The 24,095-nt window shown below is 41.3% G+C and carries 21 protein-coding genes; 13 read left to right on the forward strand and 8 right to left on the reverse strand.

Annotation, left to right across the window (positions count from 1 at the left end; genetic code table 11):
- Positions 1-32 precede the first annotated feature (32 nt).
- Positions 33-269, forward strand: coding sequence for a hypothetical protein (locus tag B2O97_RS09400; RefSeq protein WP_159332725.1), 237 nt, complete (start codon positions 33-35; stop codon positions 267-269).
- 1,020 nt (positions 270-1,289) lie between these two features.
- Here the strand turns inward: B2O97_RS09400 and B2O97_RS09405 are convergent.
- Positions 1,290-2,462, reverse strand: coding sequence for an acyl-CoA dehydrogenase family protein (locus tag B2O97_RS09405; RefSeq protein ID WP_286754845.1), 1,173 nt, complete (start codon positions 2,460-2,462; stop codon positions 1,290-1,292).
- Positions 2,463-2,587: 125 nt separating this feature from the next.
- Between B2O97_RS09405 and B2O97_RS09410 the strand changes: the two genes are divergently transcribed.
- Positions 2,588-4,117: an aldehyde dehydrogenase family protein gene (locus B2O97_RS09410; RefSeq protein WP_070562035.1), complete on the forward strand. Its 1,530-nt coding sequence runs from the start codon at positions 2,588-2,590 to the stop codon at positions 4,115-4,117.
- A gap of 19 nt (positions 4,118-4,136) precedes the next feature.
- Entirely contained in the window at positions 4,137-5,426 is a 1,290-nt protein-coding gene (lat, locus tag B2O97_RS09415; RefSeq protein ID WP_070562033.1) for an L-lysine 6-transaminase, read from the forward strand.
- Between the two features lie 59 nt (positions 5,427-5,485).
- Here the strand turns inward: lat and B2O97_RS09420 are convergent, their stop codons facing one another.
- From B2O97_RS09420 to B2O97_RS09430, 3 genes are all read right to left on the reverse strand, one after another.
- Positions 5,486-6,253: a suppressor of fused domain protein gene (locus B2O97_RS09420; protein ID WP_070562050.1), complete on the reverse strand. Its 768-nt coding sequence runs from the start codon at positions 6,251-6,253 to the stop codon at positions 5,486-5,488.
- Between the two features lie 77 nt (positions 6,254-6,330).
- A complete protein-coding gene (locus tag B2O97_RS09425; protein WP_070562031.1) occupies positions 6,331-6,735 on the reverse strand; it encodes an energy transducer TonB in 405 nt (134 codons plus the stop codon).
- A 114-nt stretch (positions 6,736-6,849) separates the two neighbouring features.
- Entirely contained in the window at positions 6,850-7,833 is a 984-nt protein-coding gene (locus B2O97_RS09430; RefSeq protein WP_286767311.1) for a hypothetical protein, read from the reverse strand.
- A gap of 223 nt (positions 7,834-8,056) precedes the next feature.
- Here B2O97_RS09430 and B2O97_RS09435 point away from each other — a divergent pair, with 223 nt between their 5' ends.
- Positions 8,057-8,563, forward strand: coding sequence for a GbsR/MarR family transcriptional regulator (locus tag B2O97_RS09435; RefSeq protein WP_201303460.1), 507 nt, complete (start codon positions 8,057-8,059; stop codon positions 8,561-8,563).
- Positions 8,564-8,567: 4 nt separating this feature from the next.
- Positions 8,568-9,485: a TIGR01777 family oxidoreductase gene (locus B2O97_RS09440; protein ID WP_286727372.1), complete on the forward strand. Its 918-nt coding sequence runs from the start codon at positions 8,568-8,570 to the stop codon at positions 9,483-9,485.
- Here B2O97_RS09440 and B2O97_RS09445 read toward each other — a convergent pair.
- Positions 9,459-11,615 carry a type IA DNA topoisomerase gene (locus B2O97_RS09445; protein ID WP_286767312.1) on the reverse strand — a complete coding sequence of 719 codons (2,157 nt, stop codon included), beginning with the start codon at positions 11,613-11,615 and terminating at the stop codon, positions 9,459-9,461. The genes B2O97_RS09440 and B2O97_RS09445 overlap by 27 nt on opposite strands.
- A gap of 111 nt (positions 11,616-11,726) precedes the next feature.
- A complete protein-coding gene (locus B2O97_RS09450; protein WP_286727371.1) occupies positions 11,727-13,085 on the reverse strand; it encodes a deoxyguanosinetriphosphate triphosphohydrolase in 1,359 nt (452 codons plus the stop codon).
- A gap of 250 nt (positions 13,086-13,335) precedes the next feature.
- Between B2O97_RS09450 and B2O97_RS09455 the strand changes: the two genes are divergently transcribed.
- Entirely contained in the window at positions 13,336-14,394 is a 1,059-nt protein-coding gene (locus B2O97_RS09455) for an aldose epimerase family protein (RefSeq protein ID WP_070562019.1), read from the forward strand.
- 84 nt (positions 14,395-14,478) lie between these two features.
- Here the strand turns inward: B2O97_RS09455 and argH are convergent, their stop codons facing one another.
- A complete protein-coding gene (gene argH, locus B2O97_RS09460; RefSeq protein WP_070562017.1) occupies positions 14,479-15,810 on the reverse strand; it encodes an argininosuccinate lyase in 1,332 nt (443 codons plus the stop codon).
- 583 nt (positions 15,811-16,393) lie between these two features.
- Between argH and rbfA the strand changes: the two genes are divergently transcribed.
- Genes rbfA through B2O97_RS09480 form a run of 4 tightly spaced genes read left to right on the forward strand, consistent with a single transcriptional unit; the run spans position 16,394 to position 19,176 of the window.
- Complete coding sequence (rbfA, locus tag B2O97_RS09465; protein ID WP_070562015.1) at positions 16,394-16,765, forward strand: 30S ribosome-binding factor RbfA; 372 nt, start codon at positions 16,394-16,396, stop codon at positions 16,763-16,765.
- A gap of 29 nt (positions 16,766-16,794) precedes the next feature.
- Complete coding sequence (gene aat, locus B2O97_RS09470; protein WP_286727370.1) at positions 16,795-17,442, forward strand: leucyl/phenylalanyl-tRNA--protein transferase; 648 nt, start codon at positions 16,795-16,797, stop codon at positions 17,440-17,442.
- A complete protein-coding gene (locus B2O97_RS09475; protein WP_286767313.1) occupies positions 17,435-18,523 on the forward strand; it encodes an aminotransferase class V-fold PLP-dependent enzyme in 1,089 nt (362 codons plus the stop codon). The genes aat and B2O97_RS09475 overlap by 8 nt, the downstream gene beginning before the upstream one ends.
- A 2-nt stretch (positions 18,524-18,525) precedes the next feature.
- Complete coding sequence (locus B2O97_RS09480; RefSeq protein ID WP_070562009.1) at positions 18,526-19,176, forward strand: hypothetical protein; 651 nt, start codon at positions 18,526-18,528, stop codon at positions 19,174-19,176.
- A 50-nt stretch (positions 19,177-19,226) separates the two neighbouring features.
- On the opposite strand, the gene B2O97_RS09485 is transcribed toward B2O97_RS09480, so the two are convergent.
- Positions 19,227-19,625, reverse strand: coding sequence for a hypothetical protein (locus B2O97_RS09485; RefSeq protein ID WP_070562007.1), 399 nt, complete (start codon positions 19,623-19,625; stop codon positions 19,227-19,229).
- A gap of 221 nt (positions 19,626-19,846) precedes the next feature.
- Here B2O97_RS09485 and B2O97_RS09490 point away from each other — a divergent pair, with 221 nt between their 5' ends.
- The 3 genes from B2O97_RS09490 (at position 19,847) to hemC (ending at position 24,086) form a co-directional block, all read left to right on the forward strand.
- The gene (locus tag B2O97_RS09490) at positions 19,847-20,686 is read left to right on the forward strand and encodes a hypothetical protein (protein ID WP_286767314.1); all 840 of its coding nucleotides are present in this window, start codon (positions 19,847-19,849) and stop codon (positions 20,684-20,686) included.
- Between the two features lie 219 nt (positions 20,687-20,905).
- A complete protein-coding gene (gene hemA / locus B2O97_RS09495; RefSeq protein WP_070562003.1) occupies positions 20,906-22,147 on the forward strand; it encodes a glutamyl-tRNA reductase in 1,242 nt (413 codons plus the stop codon).
- A 352-nt stretch (positions 22,148-22,499) separates the two neighbouring features.
- A complete protein-coding gene (gene hemC / locus B2O97_RS09500) occupies positions 22,500-24,086 on the forward strand; it encodes a hydroxymethylbilane synthase (protein ID WP_070562001.1) in 1,587 nt (528 codons plus the stop codon).
- Positions 24,087-24,095 lie beyond the last annotated feature (9 nt).

The following is a 24,095-nucleotide window of genomic DNA, read 5'->3' on the forward strand; positions in this document are numbered from 1 at the left end:
TTATTTCATTTTCCCCTTAACTACCTGTAACGGTGCGAGATTCTTTTTGTAAAACAGGTGATCGGAAGGCTGGGAACGTCGGCTCCGGGACAGAATGGGGACGGGAACCGGGATCTAACCTGGACATTGCGGGGGAAACATGGATGATCCTGAAAATTGGATCGCACCACGGACATCCGCGGAACCGGGACTTGATACAGGCTATGCAGCGGAAACATGGATGGACAGTGTATTGCTCGATCTGCTTAAGCTCGGGATCACTATGGTAGCCCGCTCGCCTCAATGCCCAATTGAAGACGGTGCGCACAGGCGCAGCAGATGGACGGGAACAAGCGTAAAAGATCGCAGAACTCAGCGCTCCGGAATACCTTCTTTTGCAGCTATACTTTCCTACCTGTTTACTTAGGTTTAGTTTATGTTTTAGTTAGGTTTTGTTTAGGTATAGTATAGGTTAGAGCTAAACAAAACCTAACTTATTGCTAAGCTAAATATAAACAAAAGCTAACCTAAGGAATAAGAAGCCCTCAACTTTTCTTTATTTATTGGGGAAGCATGGCTCATTTAGGGCAAACTAGGGTTCCGCCTCGTGGACAGGGCTCCGGCTGCTGCGCAGGGCTTGCGGGAACCTTCGGCTCCCATCTCCACCTGCTTCGTACCATGCTCGGGGCAGATTTGCCCTGCAACCGTGTTGAGTCCGTGTTGAGTCCGAGTCTAAGCCCGCACTCACCCCGCTGCCAACACGGGCAAATGACGCTCCGAACGCGACCATATCCCCCGGATGCCCCTAAAAAAGACCAACGCCAATCCGAACCGCAGCCGAAAAACTCCGCAGCGACGCTGCAACACGAAAACAACTCGGAAAAACACGCTATAACGAAGGAAAAAACCATTTCGCGGTACTGATTTGCCATACTGATTTCAAGCATCGGAATTAAATACAATGCTTATGAAGAAGTTAGCCTGTTATCGGCTTGAACGGCGACTGATCATAGCGCTCACATGGAATGACCAAAAGAGAACGATAGAATATACCTACAGGGACAAATGAGGTCTATTGAATCCTTATTACATAATAAGTATTAACACCACATAATTATATAAGTATTAGCGCTAACAAAATTATATAAGTAATAAAATTACATAGGCATTAACATGATGTAGAAGCATCCACGAATCCACACTAATGCAGCAAAATATACACAAACGATGCCACCTCTTATTGACTAAAAATTCAATAAATCATAGCATCGTTTATTACTGTATAAAGCGTGTTCGTACGAAGAAAAAGATTAAGAAAAAGCGTTCAGCCCCGTAATATCTTGTCCTGTGATCAATAAATGAATATCATGCGTCCCTTCATAGGTAACTACAGACTCTAGGTTCATCATATGTCGCATTATTGGGAAGTCACCGACAATCCCCATTCCGCCAAGAATCTGCCTAGATTCACGCGCTATCTGCAGCGCCATATTCACATTGTTCCGCTTTGCCATGGAGATTTGCTGAGGAGTAGCACGCCCCTCATTCTTGAGTACTCCTAAACGCCACGACAGCAACTGCGCCTTGGTAATTTCTGTCAGAAATTCCGCCAGCTTCTTTTGCTGCAATTGAAAACCGGCAATTGGCTTTTCAAACTGATGTCGCTCCAACGCATATTGAACCGCAGTTTCATAACAGTCTATTGCTGCTCCGATCACGCCCCATGAAATTCCATAGCGGGCCGAATTCAAACAGGAAAGTGGGCCACGCATTGAATTTACAGCAGGAAGTATATTTTCGGCAGGGATATAAACATCATGAAAAACCAATTCACCTGTTTTGGAAGCGCGCAACGACCACTTATGCATGGTCTCCGGAGTTTCAAAACCAGCCATTCCGCGCTCAACAATAACTCCCCGTACTTTCCCGGCCTCATCTCGCGCCCAAACGACGGCAATATCACAGATAGGCGAATTTGTAATCCACATCTTTGCTCCATTTAATAAAAAACCAGCTCCTTTTGCCGTCAATTTCGTTTCCATTCCACCCGGATCAGAACCATGATTAGGCTCAGTAAGCCCAAAAGAACCGACCAACTCCCCCGATGCCAACCGCGGTAAATATTTACGACGTTGCTCCTCACTACCAAAGGTATAAATCGGAAACATCACTAAAGAGGATTGCACCGATGCTGCCGAACGAATTGCCGAGTCGCCTGCTTCCAATTCCTGCATAATTAAGCCATAGGAAATCTGATCCAACCCTGCCCCACCATATTCGACAGGAATATAAGGTCCCAAGGCTCCAATTGCCCCCAATTTAGGCATCAAACCCGCAATAGCACGGTGCTCCTGCGCCGCATCTTCAATGAAAGGCTTTATCTCTGTTTTCACAAAATCACGGACAGACTGCCGTATCAGTTTATGTTCTTCGGACAATAAATCGTCCACCTGGTAATAATCGGTATTAATCTGTTTGATCATGATATAGTCTACATTAGCTTATCTAAGATAACGATTATTTTTCACTGAACAATATTCAGAAAAAAATTGTCAAAAAAAAATTTATTTCATATATTTAAACTATTCCACGAATAAAATAAACCATTATGATAAAATCAGCGCTTAAAACACTTGGAATATCTTCCCAGAATTTAGGATCATCAACTGGACAGCAATGGTTTTCCGAAGGTAAAGAATTCGAATCCTTTTCACCTGTCGATGGAAAACTCATCGCAAACATAAAAAGTAGCAATCGTAAAGACTATGAAGCAGTCATTAAGCAGGCCGGAGATGCATTTTTACACTGGCGCCTACTGCCTGCTCCAAAAAGAGGAGACATCGTTCGCCAGTTGGGAGACAAGCTACGTGAGCTTAAACCTACTCTCGGAAAATTAGTTTCCTATGAAATGGGAAAATCTTACCAAGAAGGCATGGGTGAAGTCCAAGAGATGATCGATATCTGTGACTTCGCCTTGGGCCTATCCCGTCAATTGTATGGTAATACCATCCATTCGGAACGTCCTGGGCACCGCATGTACGATCAATATCATCCTTTGGGTGTCGTCGGTATTATTACAGCATTTAACTTTCCAGTGGCGGTATGGGCATGGAACACCGCCCTCGCCTTGGTCTGCGGCAACACTGTCGTCTGGAAACCCAGCGAAAAAACACCGTTATGTGCCATAGCCTGCCAAAAATTACTTGCAGAAATCTTACACAACAACGGGCTGCCCGAGGGAATATCCAACCTCATTATGGGCGACAGGGAAGTTGGCGAGTGGCTTTCGGCAGACAACCGCATCGCCTTGATTTCTGCAACAGGATCTACCCGAATGGGAAAAGAAGTCGCCGTTACCGTAGCACAACGCCTTGGTAAAACACTTTTGGAGCTCGGTGGAAACAATGCGATCATCGTTACTCCAGACGCCGACTTAAAAATGACCATTATCGGTGCTGTATTTGGTGCCGTAGGTACAGCCGGACAACGCTGTACAAGTACCCGAAGACTTATTATCCATGAGGACATTTATGACAACGTCAAAAAACAACTGACAAAAGCTTATGGTCAATTAAAAATTGGTGACCCTTTGGACACGAAAAATCATGTGGGACCATTGATCGACAAAGCCGCCGTAAAATCATACTTAAACGCACTGGACAAAATTAAAACACAAGGGGGAAAAATGCTGATCAAGGGAAAGGTCCTTGAAGGCAAAGGGTATGAAAGTGGCTGTTATGTGCAGCCTGTCATTGCCGAAGTTGAAAATCATTATGAAATCGTACAGCATGAGACCTTTGCCCCTATTCTTTACTTAATCAAATACAAAGGGGATATCAGTGCGGCCATAGCACTTCAAAACAGCGTCGCCCAGGGATTGTCTTCTGCCGTTATGACCAACAACCTACGGGAAGCCGAGCTATTTCTCAGTCCTGCTGGCTCTGATTGTGGTATTGCCAACGTCAATATCGGCACATCGGGCGCCGAAATCGGAGGTGCTTTTGGGGGCGAAAAGGAGACTGGCGGAGGCCGGGAGTCTGGATCAGATGCCTGGAAAGCTTATATGCGCCGCCAGACAAATACCATCAATTATACAACTGACCTTCCCTTGGCACAAGGTATCAAATTTGATTTATAAACCATTTACACACAAAACTATGAGCAGCGTACATGAAAGATTAAGCAAACATATATTAGCCGATGGATTCCCTTTGGTTATGGATATGGAGAAATCCCATGGTTCTTATGTCGTGGATGAAAATGGGGATGAATACCTCGATATGTTCAGTATGTTTGCCTCCATGGCCGTGGGTTACAATCATCCACATTTGGTCAAACAACGTGACTTCCTGGGTAAAATGGCCGTCAATAAGCCAGCCATGTCAGATATTTACCCCAAAGAGTTTGCTGATTTTGTCGACACTTTTGATCGCGTAGCCATACCGAAAGAACTCCCCTATGCCTTTTTCATCTCGGGGGGAACACTCGCCGTGGAAAATGCATTAAAAGCTGCCTTCGACTGGAAGACAAGGCTTAATTTTTCACAGGGAATACAAAAGGAAGCCAGCCAGGTCATTCACTTTAGACAGGCTTTTCATGGTAGATCGGGCTATACCTTGTCATTAACGAATACACAAGACCCCAGAAAATACCTTTATTTTCCAAAGTTCAACTGGCCACGCATTACCAATCCTAAATTGAGCTATCCTTTAACAAACGAACATATCGGCCAGACGATTGCTTTGGAGGAAAAAGCTGTCTCAGAAATACGTCAGGCGATCACGGCTAACCCCAACGATATTGCCTGCATTATTATTGAACCGATACAGGGTGAAGGTGGCGACAACCATTTTCGAAAGGAATTTTTCGTACAGCTTCGTCAAATATGTGATGAAAATCAGATCCTCTTAATTTTTGACGAGGTACAGACGGGATTGGGTATTACGGGAAAAATGTGGGCTTACCAACATTATAACGTCATTCCCGATATCATTGCCTTCGGCAAAAAAGCACAAGTCTGCGGTATACTGGCGAGCAAGGAAAAATTTGATCAGGTGGAACATCATGTCTTTCAAGAATCCAGTCGTATCAATTCGACATTTGGTGGCGATTTTATGGATATGCTCCGCTTTAAATTAATTCTTGAAGTCATAGAGCAAGAAAACCTGATTCAAAATGCGGCAGAAAAAGGGCGCTATCTACAAGATAAGCTCCAGGAACTGCTAGCGAAAAAACCGCAGCTGTCCAATTTACGGGGTGAGGGTTTATTCGTTGCAGTGGATTTCGAATCGGAAGCTGCACGGAATGAATTTATCAAGAAAGCCTACGCCAATAAACTGATTATGTTAGGCTGTGGAGAGAAAAGTATCCGTTTTAGACCGCACCTCAATGTGAGCTATGCGGATATCGATAAAACGATAGCAATTATAGAAAAAAGTATTTCCTAAAAAGATATGCAATGCTAAAAGCTCTAAAATAGCCCATCGCATTGCATATTTTTTATAAACTATCTATCTTTACAGACATTGGGACGGTCGATATCGACCAGCTCGGAAATTCCATATTCATCAAACAAGTCTAAGAGTGCATCTGTGCCCTCTTCCAGTTTGTAATCCATCTCTTCTTTATACACGGGAATCATTGCATAAAAATTGATCAGATTACCATCTTTGGTCTTTAACTCCAAAAATTCCTCATCAAAACTTAACATAGGCGGAAGCAGCAACATACAACCGAAACCTGTATTTGCAATATCTTCGGCTTCCATGCCATTGGGAATGGTATGCCCATAGCCCAGCCAGGTTTTGTACTCATGTGGAAACCGCGCTAATCTTTTCAAAAAGTAGACCGGCCAATAATTATTGTCATCCTGAAATTCCTCTTCTCCGATCTTCCAATCAGCGGGCAGCACAACCATTAGCTCTGCGCGCTCATAAGACTCTTTGTTTTCCACTTCATCTGGAACATGCATAGCCAGGTCACTCATGCCCGAAGTAACCAAGATATGGTATGGATAATTTGCACTTGGTTTAATCCAATGAACATCGATATGAACAAGCTCAGAGATTATCTCATGGAACACCATATCGGGTTCGGCAATATATTTGGTCAAATGCTCCTCAATCTCATCCAGATAAACACATTGTACCTCCGGAAATAAGTTTTTTGGATCCTTATCATCAGATTGATCTTCATAACGGTAGACCGTAGAACCTCCGGCAGTAATTTCTGTATCTTTTTTATCAGGCGAAGATTCCTCCGCTCCGCTACTCATAATCTTTTTGACTTTATCCCAAAATGACATATTATCTTATAAATGGTGAAAATTTAAGCTATTCTTTTCTTATCAATTTATTCGATCACAGCAACGACAGGTTGCCTGAATCTTGTTTTAACCGGTTTTCCCTTGACCTGACCAGGCATCCATTGTGGCGACCGGCGCATAGCAGACAACACAGCCTTTGCAAACTCGGGGCTTATCTTATCGGGATTCTCGATTTCAATATTGCAGATCGCCCCATCCTCGCAAACAATAAATTTCAGAATTGCCGTTTGCCGAGATCCGTATTTTGCATAGGCCACACTGTCCATTGCCCGGACTGTTCCGGACAGATCCAGATTATTTTGTATAAATTTGGACCAGGCCACCACCCCGCCCTTGAAATAGGGAAAATCATCAACATGCTGTGCGATACTGTCTGCAGGGATATCCCGCTTAGCAATCACTTGTGCACTTGCGGAAGTACACCATACCATAAAAAGTAAAACTGAAAAAAGAGTCTTGAATCCTGTTAAATACATACCCTATCCTATCCATAACCGTACCATTTAACGCTTATTAAGATAATTTATTACTTTAATTCTTTTGGACTAATTGAGCGGCCTAGCAATATCAGTAACAAACTCTCCTGCTTCGTCAACAAGAAAACTAATCGGATGCTCTGGATTTTTAATAATCTCGAACAAGGTCAAACCCCAAGGTTTCCAAAAATTTTCCAAAACTTGGCCATAGGTCTTGTTTTGCCAATGATCAAAGATAGGTTTCATCGACATATCTGCTAATGGCATCGGTTCAACATAGACTTTTTGCGGGGTATTTAAATAGGTATAATCTGGTAAACGATTAAATAAGTAGGCTGAATAAAAATAGCGTGCACACAATTCTTCAAACTGAATGGGATGCAATGTTTTGCCCGCAATAACCTTGAGGATATCTTCGTGATAAATATTGTTTGTGGCATTATCTTGAAGACAGGCGATTACAGCAAAGTCCTTCATGCGGATAGAAAAGATCAAGGTATTGATTTCATCACGATACATAAATGTATCGGGTGCATTCTTAACCGGTACAACAACCAATGAAAATGGGAAGGTATTTTCAAACTCCATCGGTACAACCAGCGACTGCAACATCGCATGGAGATTTGTAAAACGCTGTGCAAGGGCCTGAGAAAAGTTCATATCTTCGCCAGAAGCTTTTTGCTGCCGAATTCCCGCAAGAATTTCATTAAAGACCACCCCATAGATGATTTTTGTCATCCATTGAAACAATAATAAGGGATCCAACTGTTTGACGGCTTCATAACCTTGTTCAAACGACTGTTCTACCACACGTTCCATTTGTTCGATCGCTTCAGCTGCAGTTATGGAACAGGGGAGCTTCAACGATTTATAAGTCACCAGATTCTCATCCAGCATTTTAAAAGGTTTATCTTCCAATTGAAAAGATTTCATCATCCATGCAGGAAACACCTGAATGGATTCTTCTTCCGATTGGAGTTTATTTCCTGTTAAAAAACAAATATCTGAATCAAACTGAAATTGTTTGAATGGATTATACAAAGTTGCCGCCATAATGCAGGCAAAGTTAAAACAAATCGAAAAGTCCGCAAGAAAAGCAAATTCTTATTACGATATGGTGACTTGTCTATTTAAACTTATTTTATTTTCAGAAATTTTTGAAAGTTCAAAAACTTTGAATAACTTTAATATAAGCAATTCATAAAAAGAACGAGAAAGCCGATCGGTTCAATAGTCCGATAAAAACAAATTGAGGTATTGGCAAAATAAAAGCACGATGGAATTACAAGAAGCAAAACAGCAATTTATAGACACCTGGGGGGCATTAGGTTCTGAATGGGGAATCAACAAGTCCGTTGCGCAAGTTCATGCCTTACTCCTCTCGGCAAGCAATCCCATGTCTACAGACGAGATTATGGACAAGTTGGTGATCTCGCGCGGCAATGCCAATATGAGTATCCGACAATTGATCGATTATGGCATCGTCTACAAAAAGCATATTGCTGGCGACAGAAAAGAATATTTTGTTGCCGAGAAAGAAGTCTTAAAATGGGCCATGAAAATTGCGGTAATGCGTAAGCAAAAAGAACTTGACCCCGTTATGGATATTCTAAAGGATATCAGCCGAAATACAGAGAAGGATCAGACGGCAGAAGGTAAGGAATTCCATAAAACGGTCAAGGACATCCAAAATCTGACGGATCAACTCGAAACTATTGCCAACAAGATTTTCAATACTAGCGGTGGAGATTTATTAATTAAATTGATCAAATTAATGATGTAGCATCATGAACTGGACTGTAAACACACTTGCCATGCGTAAAATAGTCATCGCTGGAGGAACAGGTTTTGTTGGACAATATCTTTCCGAGCGATTTCAAACATTGGGTTACCAGGTTATCGTCATTGGCCGTCGGCAGGGCAATATCCTTTGGACCGATCGATCCGGCATTTCCGATGCACTGGAAAATGCGGATATGCTAATCAATCTAGCCGGAAAGTCTGTCAACTGTCGATATAACGAAAAAAATAAGGCCGAAATATTTTCTTCAAGAACAAAGACCACAACGATTCTTGGTGAGCTGATCGCAGGCTGTACCAATCCACCAAAATTGTGGCTCAACTCCAGTACAGCAACCATTTATAGGCACGCCGAAGATCGTCCGATGACCGAAAGTTCGGGGGAGATCGGAACAGGTTTTTCTGTTGATGTTGCCAAATTATGGGAAAAGACTTTTTTCGACTTCAAATTGGAAAAGACAAGACAGGTGGCACTTCGGATGGCGATTGTTTTGGGTGCGGATGGAGGTGTTATCCTGCCTTTTAAAAATCTTGTCCGGGCTGGACTAGGGGGCATACAAGGAAATGGCCAGCAATATTTTAGCTGGATCCATATTGAAGATCTTTTTCAAATTATTTTGTTCTTAAAAGATCATGCGGATATGGATGGTGTCGTCAATTGTGCGGCCCCCCACCCCGTTACGAATAAAACTTTTATGGTGACTTTTCGACAAGTAATGAACTGTAAAATTGGTCTACCATCTCCCAAATGGCTGCTGGAAATAGGTGCTGCTTTTATTGGCACGGAGACAGAGCTGCTTTTAAAAAGCCGTTGGGTATTACCTGAAAAGCTGGAGAATAGTGGATTTACGTTCAGGTTTCCATCGATTTCAAGTGCTTTACAGGATATTCTGCAGCGGGAATAAAATTTTAAGGTTAACGTGGGNNCCCACGTTAACCTTAAAATTTTCAAATACAAGCGGCGCAGTGACAATAGCACCCTCATTATTTTTTACCCCTTTAAACTCGGAGGTTTTTCCTTTCTCCAACAGGTTCTTCATCTCTTTTTCGTCGAGAAAGATACCATTCAATGTCCGCCAGATCTTAAAATCACATCCCCGGGCATAATGGTCGCATTGGGCTACTTTATCGTAGAGCAAAATCAATCCCTGCTCACATTTCGGACATTTTATCTTTCCTTTTTGTTGAGGTTTAACTTCCTCTTGCGCGAGAGAAATCCGCAGCGTCAACAGTTCTTTTGTAATTTTGGCCGTATAATCCTTAATATGTTTCATAAAAACATCATAGGACACTTTATTGGCTCGCATTTCCTCCAGCTTCTGCTCCCATTTACCGGTCAAGGTTACCTTGGCAATGGAACGATCTTTTACAAGATTGTATACCGCAAGTCCTTTTTCCGTTGGGATCAGTTTTTTCTTGTCGCGCTTAATATAATCCCGCTGGAAAAGTGTTTCGATAGTTGCGGCTCGTGTAGCAGGTGTACCAAGTCCACAGTCCTTCATAGCCTGCCGCATTTCATCGTCTTCAATTTCCTTTCCCGAAGTTTCCATGGCCTTCAATAAGGAGGCTTCGGTATGTATGGGTCTTGCTTTGGTAAAACGTTCGGCAAGTTCGAGGGTCAGAATCTGCAATAATTCCTCAGCTAACAGCTTCGGTAACTGCGCATTTTCATTATCCTGATCGTCATTGTTTTTATCTTCATCGGGCGCTTCGATCTGCTCCGCGGAAAGACGCCAGCCGTATTGCTTGATTACAGTACCTTTGGCGATAAGTTCAACCCCCTGCGCATCAATTGTCACGGTGGTAATATCTTTTATACATACTTCCGAGAAACTTTCCACCATGCGCTTGGCGATCATATTGTAAACATTCTGTTGCTCTTTGAGCATGGGACCCGGCTTTTCATCCGTCACCAATAGGGCGTGGTGATCGGTTACCTTTTTGTCATCGACAGAACGTTTGTTCAATTTTGCACCGATCAGATTTTTTGCGATCGACGAGATGGATTCATCTGCGGTATCCGACAAATGTTGAAAAAGTGCGCCAATTTCTTCAAAAACATCCTCACCGATGTAACGGGAACCCGTACGCGGATAAGTGATGACCTTCTTTTCGTAAAGTGTTTGCGCAATACTCAGTGTCTGATCGGCCGAATAACCATACTTCTTATTTGCATCCTGTTGCAGCGATGTCAAATCAAATAGCAAGGGCGGTTGCTCTTTTGTTTCTTTGGCTTCCACCTTTGCCACGCGGGCATTGGAACCAACGGTCAATCGCGCAATGGTTTGCTCGGCGACATCCTTTTTATCGATCTTATTGGAGGTTGCCTTAAAACTGATATTATCTTTTTCAAAACCGGCCTGAATTTTATAGAATGCCTGGGGTTTAAAGTCTTTATTTTCCAGATAGCGCGAACAGATCATGGCCAAGGTTGGCGTCTGAACGCGTCCCAAAGAAAGTAATCCTTTATTCCCGGCCGCCAAGGTGATGGCCTGCGTCGCATTGATACCGATTAGCCAGTCCGATTCCGAACGTGAACGGGCAGACATGTACAGGCTATCGTATTCCGTACCTGCTTTCAAATTGGCAAAACCTTCTTTAATGGCTTTATCCGTTTGGCTCGATATCCAAAGGCGTTTAAAAGGTACTTTAGAACCTAAAAAATAGTATATATTACGAAAGATCAATTCACCCTCCCGTCCCGCATCGGTAGCCACAATGATTTCTTCGGCCTGTTCCAACAGGGATTTTATGGTGTTGAGTTGCTTAACTGCTCCGGTATCATCCATCTGCTTGCCATCACGCTTCACTTTCTTCGATTCTAGCTTAAATGTGGATGGAATGATCGGCAAATTTGAAATTGTCCACGAATTGTATCCGTAAGCCTGTGGCGTACAGAGTTGAACCAAATGGCCAAAAGCATACGTAAAAGCATAGCCATTGCCGGCGATATAACCGTCTTTGACTTCCTTCGCCCCCATCACTCGAGCCAGATCACGCGCCACGGAGGGCTTTTCAGCAATTACAACCTTCATTTTAGATATGAGATGTTAGATTTTCGATCCGAGACTTTAGGATAATACACGCGGATATTACAGCTTGTCTCAATTTAATATTGATGTTTTAACCTTTTACCTGAAACGTCTCTATTCTATGGATGGTATTGTTATTCCCTTGATTTTACGGTACAGCTCTATGGCATAAACGTCAGTCATACCTGAAACAAAATCCAATACACAACGGATTTTGGAATACGAATCTTGTTTGTCCGTATAAAATTGTTCAGGAATTAATGCGACCAGCTTTTTATCGTAATTGTTCTTGTTCTTCTTTAGGTATGCCGGAACAAATTCTTTTAATAGGGCATCCATCACCCGGTAACCAGCAATCTCAATTTGCACAACCGTGGGCGCATTATAGATTTTTGCAATGGAAATCTTCGAGATTTTTTTCATTTGTGTAACAATGTCCTCATCTAAAGCATCCATTAACGCTGATCCGAAAGTTCCTGACAGAAATTTGTCCTGCTCACGTACAAAGACATCAACACATCCTTTAATCAAGGTATTGATCGCTTTAGCACGCAACAATGCTACACGGCTTGGGGTATCCAGCAATCCATCGAGCCTGTCGCGAAGATTTTCTTTGCCACAGAGCGGCAATAGTAATTCTTCCACTTCTTGATAGGACAATATCTTAAGATGATGTGCATCTTCCAAGTCAATAATATTGTAACAAATATCATCCGCAGCCTCCACGAGATAAACCAAAGGATGTCTTAGGTAGCCCTTTGAATTGGAAGGATCTTTTAATAATCCCAATTCATTAGCAACCTTCTCAAATGCTTTTTGTTCTTCCGTAAAAAAGCCATATTTCTTGCGATGATGGCTTTTCTTGAGGTGGCCATCAATTGCCAGACAGGGGTATTTTACAATGGAAGCCAGGGAAGTATAGGTCAATGCAAAACCTTTGGGATCCTTTCCTTGAAAGGCATGTGTCAGAATCCGTAGCGCATTGGCATTTCCTTCAAAGTGGGTCAGATCGGCCCATTCTTCGGCTGTTACCTGCTCTTGGTATTTACGTCCATCGCCATCTGTGAAATATGTGGAAATAGCGGATTCACCAGAGTGACCAAAGGCCGGGTTGCCCAGGTCATGTGACAAACATGCCGCAGAGATAATATTTCCTACTTCTTGCAAAAAAGGGTAATCATTATCCAGGTTTGGATTTTCCTCTTTCAACTGTGCATAAAACATACGTCCCAAAGAGCGTCCTACACTGGCAACTTCTAAACTATGTGTCAACCTATTGTGCACGAATACAGCGCCAGGAAGTGGAAAAACCTGCGTTTTATTCTGTAATCTCCGAAATGGGGATGAAAAGATCAAACGATCATAATCCCGTTGAAATTCCGACCGGGCCACCAGGTAACTATCTACGCTCCGATCTTCGTAACCCCAGCGCTTTGCAGAGAGCAAATCTTTCCAATTCATTTTTTCAGACATAGCGCAAACTTAGATAAATTTGCCTTTAAATACAATTATAATCATAGGAGACCGGCTCAGAAATTCCCCGAATGACTGTGCACATATCCCTATATTTTACTGCTATTATTTACCTGTCCAGGAGTCATTTTTGCAACAGTATCCTGGATTGCATTTCAAAATGACAAATTTTACAAACAGCTGTTGTCAAAGTCATTTTTATACTGGTTATATTCTGTATCTTTAACCTAAATACCAATAGGGATTCATCATGACGAAATATCAAACACTTATTCCAAAACATTTTGAAGGTACAATTGACGGCAAAAACACGCATTTGCTCTTATTAAAAAACGAAGGGGGCATGCAAGTACTCTTAACGGACTACGGTGCGCGTATTGTCAGCATTTTGGTACCTGATAACAAGGGAAATTTGGTGGATGTTGCACTGGGCTTCGATTCCATTCAGGCCTACCTGGATTCTGATGAGAAATACCATGGCTGCACAGCGGGGCGTTTCGCCAATCGCATTGCTGAAGGCAAATTTGAAATAAACGGAAAACACTATACGCTTCCGCAAAACAATGGCAATAATTGTCTTCATGGTGGTATTTCGGGCTTTCATGATAAGGTTTGGGACAGAAGGGTCACTTATCAATCGCACGTCGAATTTTATTATGTTTCCCAAGATGGTGAAGAAGGATTTCCAGGGAATCTAAAAGTTATGGTTTCTTATACCCTAACCAGAAATAACGAGATTATTATCAAATATCATGCGCAATCGGATGCCGATACGCACGTCAACCTGACCAATCATACGTACTTCAATCTGGATGGGGAAGGCAGTGGCGACGTATTGCAGCAGATCCTTCAAATCAATTCAGATGAGGTCTTATTTGTAGACGACAACCAGATACCCAATGCAATAGTACCTGTGGAGGGCACCGCCTTCGACTTCCGCATACCAAAACCTATTGTGCAAGATATTACCGCAAATAACGAACAATTGATCGCTGCCAAAGGATATGATCATTGTTATGTCAACAACCAGCCTATTTCGCAGCCTTGTGCAACAGTCTATTCTAAAAACACGGGCATTCAGCTGGATGTCTTTACAACGGAGCCGGGCGTACAACTCTATACAGCAAACTGGATGACCGGAAATGATTTTGGCAAAAGAGGTTACAAGTATCTTCCTTATGCCGGATTCTGTCTGGAAACTCAGCATTTTCCGGATACACCCAATCAAGCGGAATTTCCTTCAACTTTGTTAAAAGCAGGCGAATCATTCGACTCCGAGACACATTTTAAGTTCTCCATAAAAAAATAAGAATATAAAACGGCCGATAAGCACATGCTTACCGGCCGTTTTATGTTGATGTGCTATTTCCTCTGTAGGGCTACAGCATATTTTTTATTTTAAAAGGTCATCCAATGCTGATTCGACTTTTTCAAAACCAAAAGTTGCTTTGACCTCACCGAACATCCGTTGAATCTGATCATTGCAGAGATTTCCAATACTTCCTTCATGGGTATGATTTACCTCTTTTGATGGCTTGAAGCGCCCTTCATCAATATCAATCCCGATAGTCCTGTAAGCCTCGCGGAAAGGAACTCCTTTCAGAACTTCATTGTTCACGACTTCAACAGAGAACAAATAATCGTATTTTGGATCGTCCAGGATATTGTCTTTAACAGAAATGTTTTCCAACATGAAAGTTGCGATTTCAAGACATTCATTGAGCGATTTAAACGCCGGGAATAAATTTTCCTTTAACAACTGAAGATCTCTATGGTAACCAGATGGCAGGTTGGTCGTCATCAGCGCAATTTCATTTGGCAAGGCCTGTATCTTATTACAACGTGAACGGATCAACTCAAAGACATCGGGATTTTTCTTGTGTGGCATGATGCTCGATCCCGTAGTCAAATGTGCCGGAAAAGAGATAAAGCCAAAATTTTGGTTGATATATAGACATACATCCATTGCAAACTTGGCCAACGTCGCCGCGATGGAACTCATGCCCTGGGCCAAGATACGTTCGGTTTTACCTCTACCCATCTGAGCATAAACCACATTGTAATTGAGGTCTTCAAATCCTAACAATTGCGTCGTCATCGTTCTATTCAATGGAAAGGATGATCCATACCCTGCAGCAGATCCTAAAGGATTCTTATTACAAACCTTCCATGCTGCACGCATCATCTCCAGATCATCCACAAGACTTTCGGCGTAAGCACCAAACCATAATCCAAACGATGAAGGCATGGCAATCTGCAAGTGCGTGTATCCAGGGATCAGAATATGCTTATACCGCTCGCTGAGTTGGATCAATTCATTAAAAAGAGCCTCCGTATTCTGGATGATATGCTGAATCTCTGAGCGGAAGTATAATTTTAGATCGACCAAAACCTGGTCGTTACGGGATCTGCCGGAGTGAATTTTTTTACCAGCCTCTCCAATACGCTGTGTAAGCAACATTTCAACCTGCGAATGCACATCTTCTACCGAGTCTTCAATACGAAAGTCACCGGCTAAAATTTCTTTATAGATATTTTTCAGTTCTTTTTGTACAAGCGCTAGATCCTCATCGGTCATCAGGTTTATGCTATTCAACATGCGTGTATGGGCCAATGAACCCAAAACATCCGCAGCAGCAAGTTGCAGGTCCATTACGCGGTCATTGCCCACTGTAAACGATTCTACAAAAGAATCGACATCTATATTTTTTTGCCAGATTTTCATTCGTATAATTTCTTTTTGATCCTGTTATTTTCAAAAGCCTTTGGTCGGTTTAGTGTTGATTGAAGCTTCTGATAATTCTATCACATACAATTTTTACAAAAATACCAATTGCAAATGGTTATATCAATGCAAAGATTGCATACATTTTGCTCAGAAAATTGGATGAAAAACAAAAAATCAGGTGGAAAAAAAAGACTGTTACAAAAAAAATAAAATGTTAAAAGTTTGTTAAATCGCGATAAACACACATTATAAGTAACCACTCACTTTATTTTTAAAAGTTATTTTGTCAGTTTTTTAAGTATTCCTATGTTTGTAGTGTAAGGGAGATGAAAAAATAGAAGATGGTAAGGTTAGTAAATACTTACCGCTTTAAATACACCGAAATTTCAAACCAAATATGATAGACCCCAAAGTCTTAAAACTTGAAAGAAATTACCTAACCAATTGTGAATCGAAATTTAAAGGCACGTCAAACCAAGATGTGCCTTTTTTCTTATGTCGAGTCAAGTTTCTCTTTTAATTGAAATTTTGGCTATTTTTGTTTAACATAATTGAGAATATTCAACATAAAACGTATACGATGGGAACAGAAAGCAAGAGACAGCAACGTTTTGCTGGGGTGATTCAACAGGATTTAGCAGCATTATTTCAACGCGAAGGTAATTCATGGGCTCCTGGAGCGTTTATCACGGTTACACGGGTTCGTGTTACACCTGATTTGGCAATTGCCCGTGTTTACATAAGCTTTTTGAACACAAAAACGGCACAGGAAAATATGAAGTCCATTCGTTCCAAAACATCTGAAATACGCTACAAACTGGGAGCAAAAATTAAGAACCAGGTAAAGATTGTTCCTCAATTGGAGTTCTTCCTCGATGATACCAACGAATATGTTGAACACATGGACAAACTATTTGACGAGATCGGCAAAGAACCGCGTCAGCCAGAATAATGCTATCTATCGCAGCCTGTTAAACAACCATGGTATTTGAACTGGATACGAACAGACTGGAGTTTCCACACCCAAGTTATGCAGAAGAAGATGGTTTACTCGCCGTAGGTGGAGATCTTTCGCCAGATCGTTTGCTACTGGCCTATAGTAACGGAATTTTCCCCTGGTTCAGTGATGACAGCCCTATACTTTGGTATGCCCCAGACCCCAGATTTGTGATCGATCCCTCCAAGGTCAAGATCAGCAAAAGCATGGCGAGTGTACTCCGGAAAAAAACATTTTCCTTATCGATAGACCGCAGCTTTAAAGAAGTCATTCAGCTTTGCGCGACTATCAATAGAAAAGATCAGGCTGGAACCTGGATAACCCAGGGCATGATCCAAGCATATAGTAAACTTGCGGAGCTAGGTTATGCACATTCGGTGGAAGTATGGCAAGGTGGTATACTCGTTGGCGGGCTTTATGGCGTGTTAATCAATGGTGTCTTTTGTGGAGAAAGCATGTTTTCAAAAGTCCCCAACGCTTCGAAAGCGGCCCTGATTTATCTCGCCCAAGAAATTGAACTACGTTTAATTGATTGCCAATTTCACACGGATCATTTGGAAAGCATGGGCGGTGAATACCTTTCCTTGACAGATTATTTAGCAATACTAACAAAAGACCAAAGACATGAGTAGTCCCTATCGTAAACATTTTGACATCGCTTCAGCCGTAACTTACCTCACGACACCAGGATCCGGCTTACTTTCACGTGAAACAAAGGCTTGGCGCTCCAAAAGAGACCAAGATTTCTTTGACGCGAACAGTACCTTACGCGAACAGCAAGGTGCAACTTTAGATGCCTGTCGGGATACGCTCGGTAAATTCTTTAATTGCCCTTCCCAAAATGTGTTCTTATCAAGTTGTTTTTCCTTTGCCTTCAATGCGCTATTGGCAGGTTTACCGAAACAATCGAAAGTGCTGCTATTGGACAATGATTATCCTTCGGTTAATTTTCCTACAATTATAAGCGGTTTTGAACATCAATTTGTCAGGATGGACGAACAGCTGGAAACGAATTTATTGGACACAATAGCAACATTTAAACCAGATGTCCTTATTCTTTCCATTGTTCAATATATTTCGGGATTAAAAATAGACCTATCTTTCATACAGGAATTGAAGCATCAGCATCCCGACTTGTTGATTGTAGGCGACGGCACCCAGTTCTTGGGAACAGATCTTTTTGATTTTACGCTTTCGGGCTTTGACGCCGTATTATCCAGTGGATACAAATGGCTTATGGCTGGCTTCGGCAATGGTTTTGTTCTCTTAAGTGACAGACTCAAAGCGATACTTTATGCGGATATCCAAAAAAATTACAGCTTCCTCAACAACCAATGGATGAATAAATCTGTGGTACAACTTTGTTTTGAACCAGGGCATCTGGACACCCTGTCGCACGGAACGCTACAGCAGTCCCTTCTTCAATTGGAGGAATGGGGATTTTCCGAAACAGTGGCCTATACCCAAAAGTTAATTGCAGATGCCCGCGCTGAACTTGCCGACCGGAAACTGTTATTGGACAGCATCATCAATAGACGTCCACAGAGCAATATTTTCAATATTCAGATCAACCCCGAAAATTATCAGACTCTCCTGGATGAGGGCATAAAATGCTTTCCCCGAGGATCGGGGATCCGTGTTGGATTTCATTTATACAATGATCACTCGGATCTTGAGAAGCTATTATATATTATCGACACAAAAGTAAAGTAAACATGAAATTTAGAATAGGCGACTTAGTACGGTTTGTCGATGAGCCCATTGAGGGGCATATCACATCCATGCAGCCCAACGATATTGTAGGCGTTACAGATGACACTGGTTTTGAGATTCCGGTGCCAATGGATAAAATCACTCTTGTCTTCGGTAATATGCGTCGAGCAGATGATGAACTTGACCAGCATGCGACACCACTGACACCACATCGATTTATCGAAAAAGGAATACTTTTGGCAATTTCGGGAGACCACAAAGATGGACTTGCCAAATTACATATCATCAATGAAACGAGTTTTGAGCTCCTAGTGTCCGTAGCTGAAGCTACAGCGAATAAAGTAAAAGGTATTTTCAGCAATAAAATACCGCCACACGATTCGATGCAGTTTTATACAGGCAACTTTGCAAATGTTGGGAAATGGCCTACCTTCCGTTTTCAGATCATACGGCATAGTGCTAGTTTGCAGGAACTGACATCACCAATCAACAGAGAACAGCGTGTACGTCCTGTAGATCTAACTAATCCAAAAGTCCTGAACGAAATTTTGGATGAAAAAATATGGTCCTACGAACTGGATAAGATTGAAGAGGATTTAGGACTGGACAAGTTGAAAAATCATTTCATACCACATCGTCCAAATAAAAAATAAGCTAGATGAATTTCATCTAGCTTATTTTTTATATACCAAACGGCTTTATTTTATTCAGCTGTCGCAGAAACCTTCTTGGTGCTCAACAATAATAGTACGATGCCAACCAAATAGACAATCCAGCCCCAGCGCATGTGCAGGGATTTAGAAAGCAATTTATCGGCAAATCCCCAGCCGAAATAATTATTGATCTTAAACCAGACCGCTGTTATACTCAACAGATACCAACAGGCGGCCACTCGGGTCATCCACTGATAAGCTCGAACCGCACGGACAAAAAACAAGAGGGCAGTCACCCCGAGTATAAGTAATGTAATAAAGAACAAGTAGGCATCTACCTGATATAAGTTCCAATTTCCCTTAATAGGCACTTTTAAGAATGGTGTCATGCTGGACAAAAAAGAAATGACTAGTCCAACAATGGCAAAGTATTTTTTGATAATAATCATGGTTCAAATTCCTTTAAAACTGCTACGAATATAAGTTGAATATTGACACATATATAACTTGTATTTCACTTTTTGAAAAATTATTCTATTTTTAAGCGCAATTAACGCTTAGAACAAATAAAAAACAAGACTAATCCAAAGATCATCAATCATTTAAATCTGGTTTTCACTTGTTTAAAAGAGATGAATATAATTTTTAGCATTTAAGCCGAATAATAAACATGAAAAGAGAAGTTGAAGAAATCGCAGCAGAACAACCTGCACAGCCTAATAAAAAGAAAAAGATCTATATCATTATTGGCGTCGTGCTATTGGTTGTCCTAGCGGGTGGCGGATATTACAACTATAGCCATCGACAAGCTATCGACGGCCTGCAGGTGGATAGTACCGCGACAGCTGTTGTAGGGTTTGACAATGCAGATCCCAAAGATCTGGAAGATGCTGATGGTTGGAGTTCACTGGAAGACTATCAACACTGGAACAATGCAATCTTCACGATTCCCGAATACGATAATATCCCGTTACGCTATAGAAGGGGTATTACAAAGATATTCATGGGTAATAACTACCTTGAACCTGTAGATGATAAACCTATATACAAGTTTACACGCATAAAAGATCGTGCTAAATCTGTTTTCTGTTATGGTAACTTTACCGATCGCAACGATTCAGACAGTTGGAATAAAGAAATGGCTTTTTTGGTAGAAAAGAACGACTACCAGAGCAGTGCCATCTGGATCATTTCAGCAAAAGGCGATATTTTATTCTGGAAGGAATATTCAAGCGAACTGCCACTCATCAACAGCTTCAAAAAGGGACAAAAAATTTTTATGGATGAGATGAAGTTAGTACCTGCTCCTGCTGATGGAATTATTGTCAAGAATAAAAATTCCAAGTACGCATTAATTTACAATAAAAGCAGCAAGACCTTCGACAGCTATTACCAATACAGTGATAGTGAAATTCAGGAAGCTACCACTTCTGAAGAGGAGCCTTATGTGGAAGAATTGCAAGATGTCACCATCGACTCTGCAACTACAAATACAGGTATTAAAGAGTAGTTTATCGTATTTTATCGCTTAAAATTTTCGTCACGACAGATCGTGACGAAAATCATTCGATATTGATACGCAAAACAAACACCTGAATTACAGACATATAACCATCAAAATCAGCTATTTAAAATCTTTCTAAATTAATCCCTTTGACAGATTTTTGACACAAGCACAAAGCTTTTAAGCTACATTTGTACCGTTAAATATAAGCGAGGGATTAGAGCTTTGAAAAATCTTAAAGTATTAGCGTTTACTCATAAACATGTCGAACTAAAAGATCTAGGTAATCTAGTGATCTGCAATGAGGATTTAGAAAGTCGCCTCATCAATCTAAAGCATAGCCTAGACATTCCAGAGATCTTTTATATTGGTACTTGTAACCGAGTAGAGTTTGTATTTTATGGTGCTCACGAATTGACCCATGAATTCATTGCTGATTTTATGGGAAAATTGAACTTCTGTGTTCCTCAGGAGAGACTACAATGTTATTTAGGACAGGTCAACAAATACGAGGGTATGGATGCTTTAAACCACCTGCTTCGGATGTCATGTTCACTTGAAAGTCTTGTTGTTGGTGAAAAAGAAATTTTGGCACAGGTACGTCGGGCCTATGATCGTTGTAGAGAAGCTGGTTTTACTGGAGATTTTCTACGTCTGATGATGGATCGTCTCGTAAAAACGGCTAAAGAAGTATACACCTATACTAAAATTTCCAGAAACCCAATTTCCGTTGTCTCGCTTGCCTATCGCAAATTGCGCGAACTAAAACTGGTTGAAAACCCTAGAATCGTCATTATCGGTTCTGGAGAAACCAATCAGAACTTAGCGAAATATTTCCAAAAGAACCAAAAAGCTAAGTTCGTTATTTTCAACCGCACAATAGAGAACGCAAAGGCCTTAGCCGAAGAATTAAATGCTGAAGCTTATCCCCTAGCTGATATTGATCAGTACAAAGAAGGCTTTGATATTTTAATTACTTGCACAGGTGCTCCGACCTCCATTATTGACAACACACTTTATCAATCCTTATTAAACGGAGAAACGGATAAGAAAATAATCATTGACTTAGCCGTTCCGAATGATATTGATGCTGAAGTTCTCCAAAACAATCCGATTCATTATATCGAAGTAAGCAGCTTACAAGCTATTGCGGAGAAAAACATCCAAGAGCGTTATAACGAATTGGAGAGTGCCGAAAAGATTATACAGGACAATATCCAAGAATTTTTACCTTTAATCAAACAGCGACGTGTAGAGGTTGCTATGCGTGAGGTTCCTGAAAAGATTAAAGAAATTAAATCATTTGCGCTAAATGAGGTTTTTGCTCAAGAGGTTCAAGCCCTAACCCCTGAAGCGAGAGAAGTATTGGAAAAAGTCATCAACTACATGGAAAAGAAATACATCAAGGTTCCAATGGTTATGGCGAAAGAAATTTTGGTTAAAACTCCAGAAACGGAAAAAAACTAATACTAAGCTTCCTCTTCGAACAGCGTTATATTCTATTACTTTTTGTTGCTTCCCTAGGTTTTGTACCAATGCCTATTAGCGGAATGAATCTGTGCCCGTCACCCGGAGCTATCCTTTGACTGTTTCTTTAAATTTCGGTTTGTCAATTATTTCCTGACATATAATGACAGTAACGTGTCAACATATTCCTTCTATTTATTTATTTTTGCTCTGATTAATGGTATTAAACACATTTTTCCGAAATTGTTTATTTCCGGGGCTCAATTGAATTAAAACACATGCTGTGCTAGTTGAATACGTCGCTACTGGGGGAACATTTTGTGATTGTTTTAATAGGTAAAGTAAAATTAACGTGAATAGAAAACTAATTATTGGTACCCGGGGAAGTGTTCTTGCCATGTGGCAGGCAAATTTTGTAAAAGATCGATTGGCAGAAATCGGAATTGAAGCAGAATTAAAAGTCATTAAAACACAAGGGGATATCATTCAACACCTTCGTTTGGATAAATTAGAAGGCAAAGGATTTTTCACCAAAGAGCTTGAAGAGGAGCTTTTAAGCGGGACCATTGATTTAGCTGTACACTCACACAAAGATTTACCTACGGTCAACCCTCCGGGATTGATCATTGCAGCGGTTTCTGAGCGTGAAGATCCCGCTGAATTATTGATTATCCACAAAGATTGTGTGGATATCAAAAAACGTCTTTCATTAAAACACAATGCGACTGTTGGGACATCATCCAACCGTAGAAAAGCGCAGATCTCGGCGCTACGTCCGGATCTAGAATTTGACGATCTCCGTGGTAATTTACAGACAAGAATCCAGAAGCTACGTGATGAGCAATACGATGCTATCGTACTTGCAAAGGCAGGTATTAGCCGTATTGAAATGGATATTACAGATTTTCATGTGGAAGAGATTCCTCCTGTTGAAATTATCCCGGCACCGGCGCAAGGAGTACTTGCTATTCAGATCCGTGAAGTTGACAAGGAACTTTTTGACGCTTTACAGCCCTTAAACAATGAAGAAGTAGCAAAAACAATCTCCGTAGAACGTTTGGTATTAAATAAATTTGACGCGGGATGTCATGCGCCATTAGGCTGTTATTGCCGTAAAAGCGGTGATGAATACGAAGCTTGGGCCTCTATTGCTGACACAAGCGAAGATTTTCCTGACCGTGTTTACCTTAGAGATACCGATGCGACGCGGTTAGCGGAGCGTATTTTCAGCAAATATGCAAAGGATAGAAAATTGCCACAATCTGTATTTATTTCCCGGGAGGTAGACGAAAATTCCTATTTCGCAAGAGCAATGGCCAAGCACAATATTACTATTGAGGGCCGCTCTTTGATCAAAATATTCCCCATCATCAACAAATTGGATCCTTTTATCCTAAAACACGTGGATTGGATTATATTTTCAAGCAAGAATGGTATTGAGCACTTTTTCAATTTAGAGCCACGTTTGAGCAAAAAGACCAAGATTGGTGTCATTGGCCGTGGCTCGGAAGAGATTTTGCGCAAATATGACCGCGTTGCTGATTTCTCTGGCGACAGTGAGGGCATCAATATGGAGGAAATTGCGAAGAAATTTGCTGAATTGGCCAATGGTGGTACCGTGCTTATACCACGTGCGAAGGAATCTTTGGAGACGATCCAAAAAGCATTAAGCCCGGAGACAAAAATTATCAATATACCGGTATATGAAACGGTCTTAGAAGAAAATGTAGATCCATCCAATGCGGAGGTATTGGTCTTTACCAGTCCGAGCAATGTGGAAGCATATTTTGCAGACAACCTACTGGAACCAGGCCAAAAAGTAATCTGTATTGGCCGCTCTACCGGTGCAAAGTTTGATGAGATGAATGTCCCTTATGCACTTCCTTATTCTCCAGATGAAATAGGTCTTTCTGAAGCCGTTTTTGGATTGGAGTATTAGAATCGTATA

It is taken from the genome of Sphingobacterium sp. UBA865, from assembly GCF_002295765.1.
Classification (GTDB): domain Bacteria; phylum Bacteroidota; class Bacteroidia; order Sphingobacteriales; family Sphingobacteriaceae; genus Sphingobacterium; species Sphingobacterium multivorum.

What these genes read in the sequence shown, in the direction of transcription:
- B2O97_RS09455 (WP_070562019.1), top strand. Translation starts at nt 13,336, where the DNA reads ATGACGAAATATCAAACACTTATTCCAAAACATTTTGAAGGTACAATT.
- B2O97_RS09405 (WP_286754845.1), bottom strand. Translation starts at nt 2,462, where the DNA reads ATGATCAAACAGATTAATACCGATTATTACCAGGTGGACGATTTATTG.
- rbfA (WP_070562015.1), top strand. Translation starts at nt 16,394, where the DNA reads ATGGGAACAGAAAGCAAGAGACAGCAACGTTTTGCTGGGGTGATTCAA.
- B2O97_RS09435 (WP_201303460.1), top strand. Translation starts at nt 8,057, where the DNA reads ATGGAATTACAAGAAGCAAAACAGCAATTTATAGACACCTGGGGGGCA.
- B2O97_RS09485 (WP_070562007.1), bottom strand. Translation starts at nt 19,625, where the DNA reads ATGATTATTATCAAAAAATACTTTGCCATTGTTGGACTAGTCATTTCT.
- lat (WP_070562033.1), top strand. Translation starts at nt 4,137, where the DNA reads ATGAGCAGCGTACATGAAAGATTAAGCAAACATATATTAGCCGATGGA.
- B2O97_RS09450 (WP_286727371.1), bottom strand. Translation starts at nt 13,085, where the DNA reads ATGTCTGAAAAAATGAATTGGAAAGATTTGCTCTCTGCAAAGCGCTGG.
- B2O97_RS09430 (WP_286767311.1), bottom strand. Translation starts at nt 7,833, where the DNA reads ATGGCGGCAACTTTGTATAATCCATTCAAACAATTTCAGTTTGATTCA.
- aat (WP_286727370.1), top strand. Translation starts at nt 16,795, where the DNA reads ATGGTATTTGAACTGGATACGAACAGACTGGAGTTTCCACACCCAAGT.
- B2O97_RS09475 (WP_286767313.1), top strand. Translation starts at nt 17,435, where the DNA reads ATGAGTAGTCCCTATCGTAAACATTTTGACATCGCTTCAGCCGTAACT.
- B2O97_RS09425 (WP_070562031.1), bottom strand. Translation starts at nt 6,735, where the DNA reads ATGGTATGGTGTACTTCCGCAAGTGCACAAGTGATTGCTAAGCGGGAT.
- B2O97_RS09420 (WP_070562050.1), bottom strand. Translation starts at nt 6,253, where the DNA reads ATGAGTAGCGGAGCGGAGGAATCTTCGCCTGATAAAAAAGATACAGAA.
- argH (WP_070562017.1), bottom strand. Translation starts at nt 15,810, where the DNA reads ATGAAAATCTGGCAAAAAAATATAGATGTCGATTCTTTTGTAGAATCG.
- B2O97_RS09410 (WP_070562035.1), top strand. Translation starts at nt 2,588, where the DNA reads ATGATAAAATCAGCGCTTAAAACACTTGGAATATCTTCCCAGAATTTA.
- B2O97_RS09440 (WP_286727372.1), top strand. Translation starts at nt 8,568, where the DNA reads ATGAACTGGACTGTAAACACACTTGCCATGCGTAAAATAGTCATCGCT.
- B2O97_RS09480 (WP_070562009.1), top strand. Translation starts at nt 18,526, where the DNA reads ATGAAATTTAGAATAGGCGACTTAGTACGGTTTGTCGATGAGCCCATT.
- B2O97_RS09490 (WP_286767314.1), top strand. Translation starts at nt 19,847, where the DNA reads ATGAAAAGAGAAGTTGAAGAAATCGCAGCAGAACAACCTGCACAGCCT.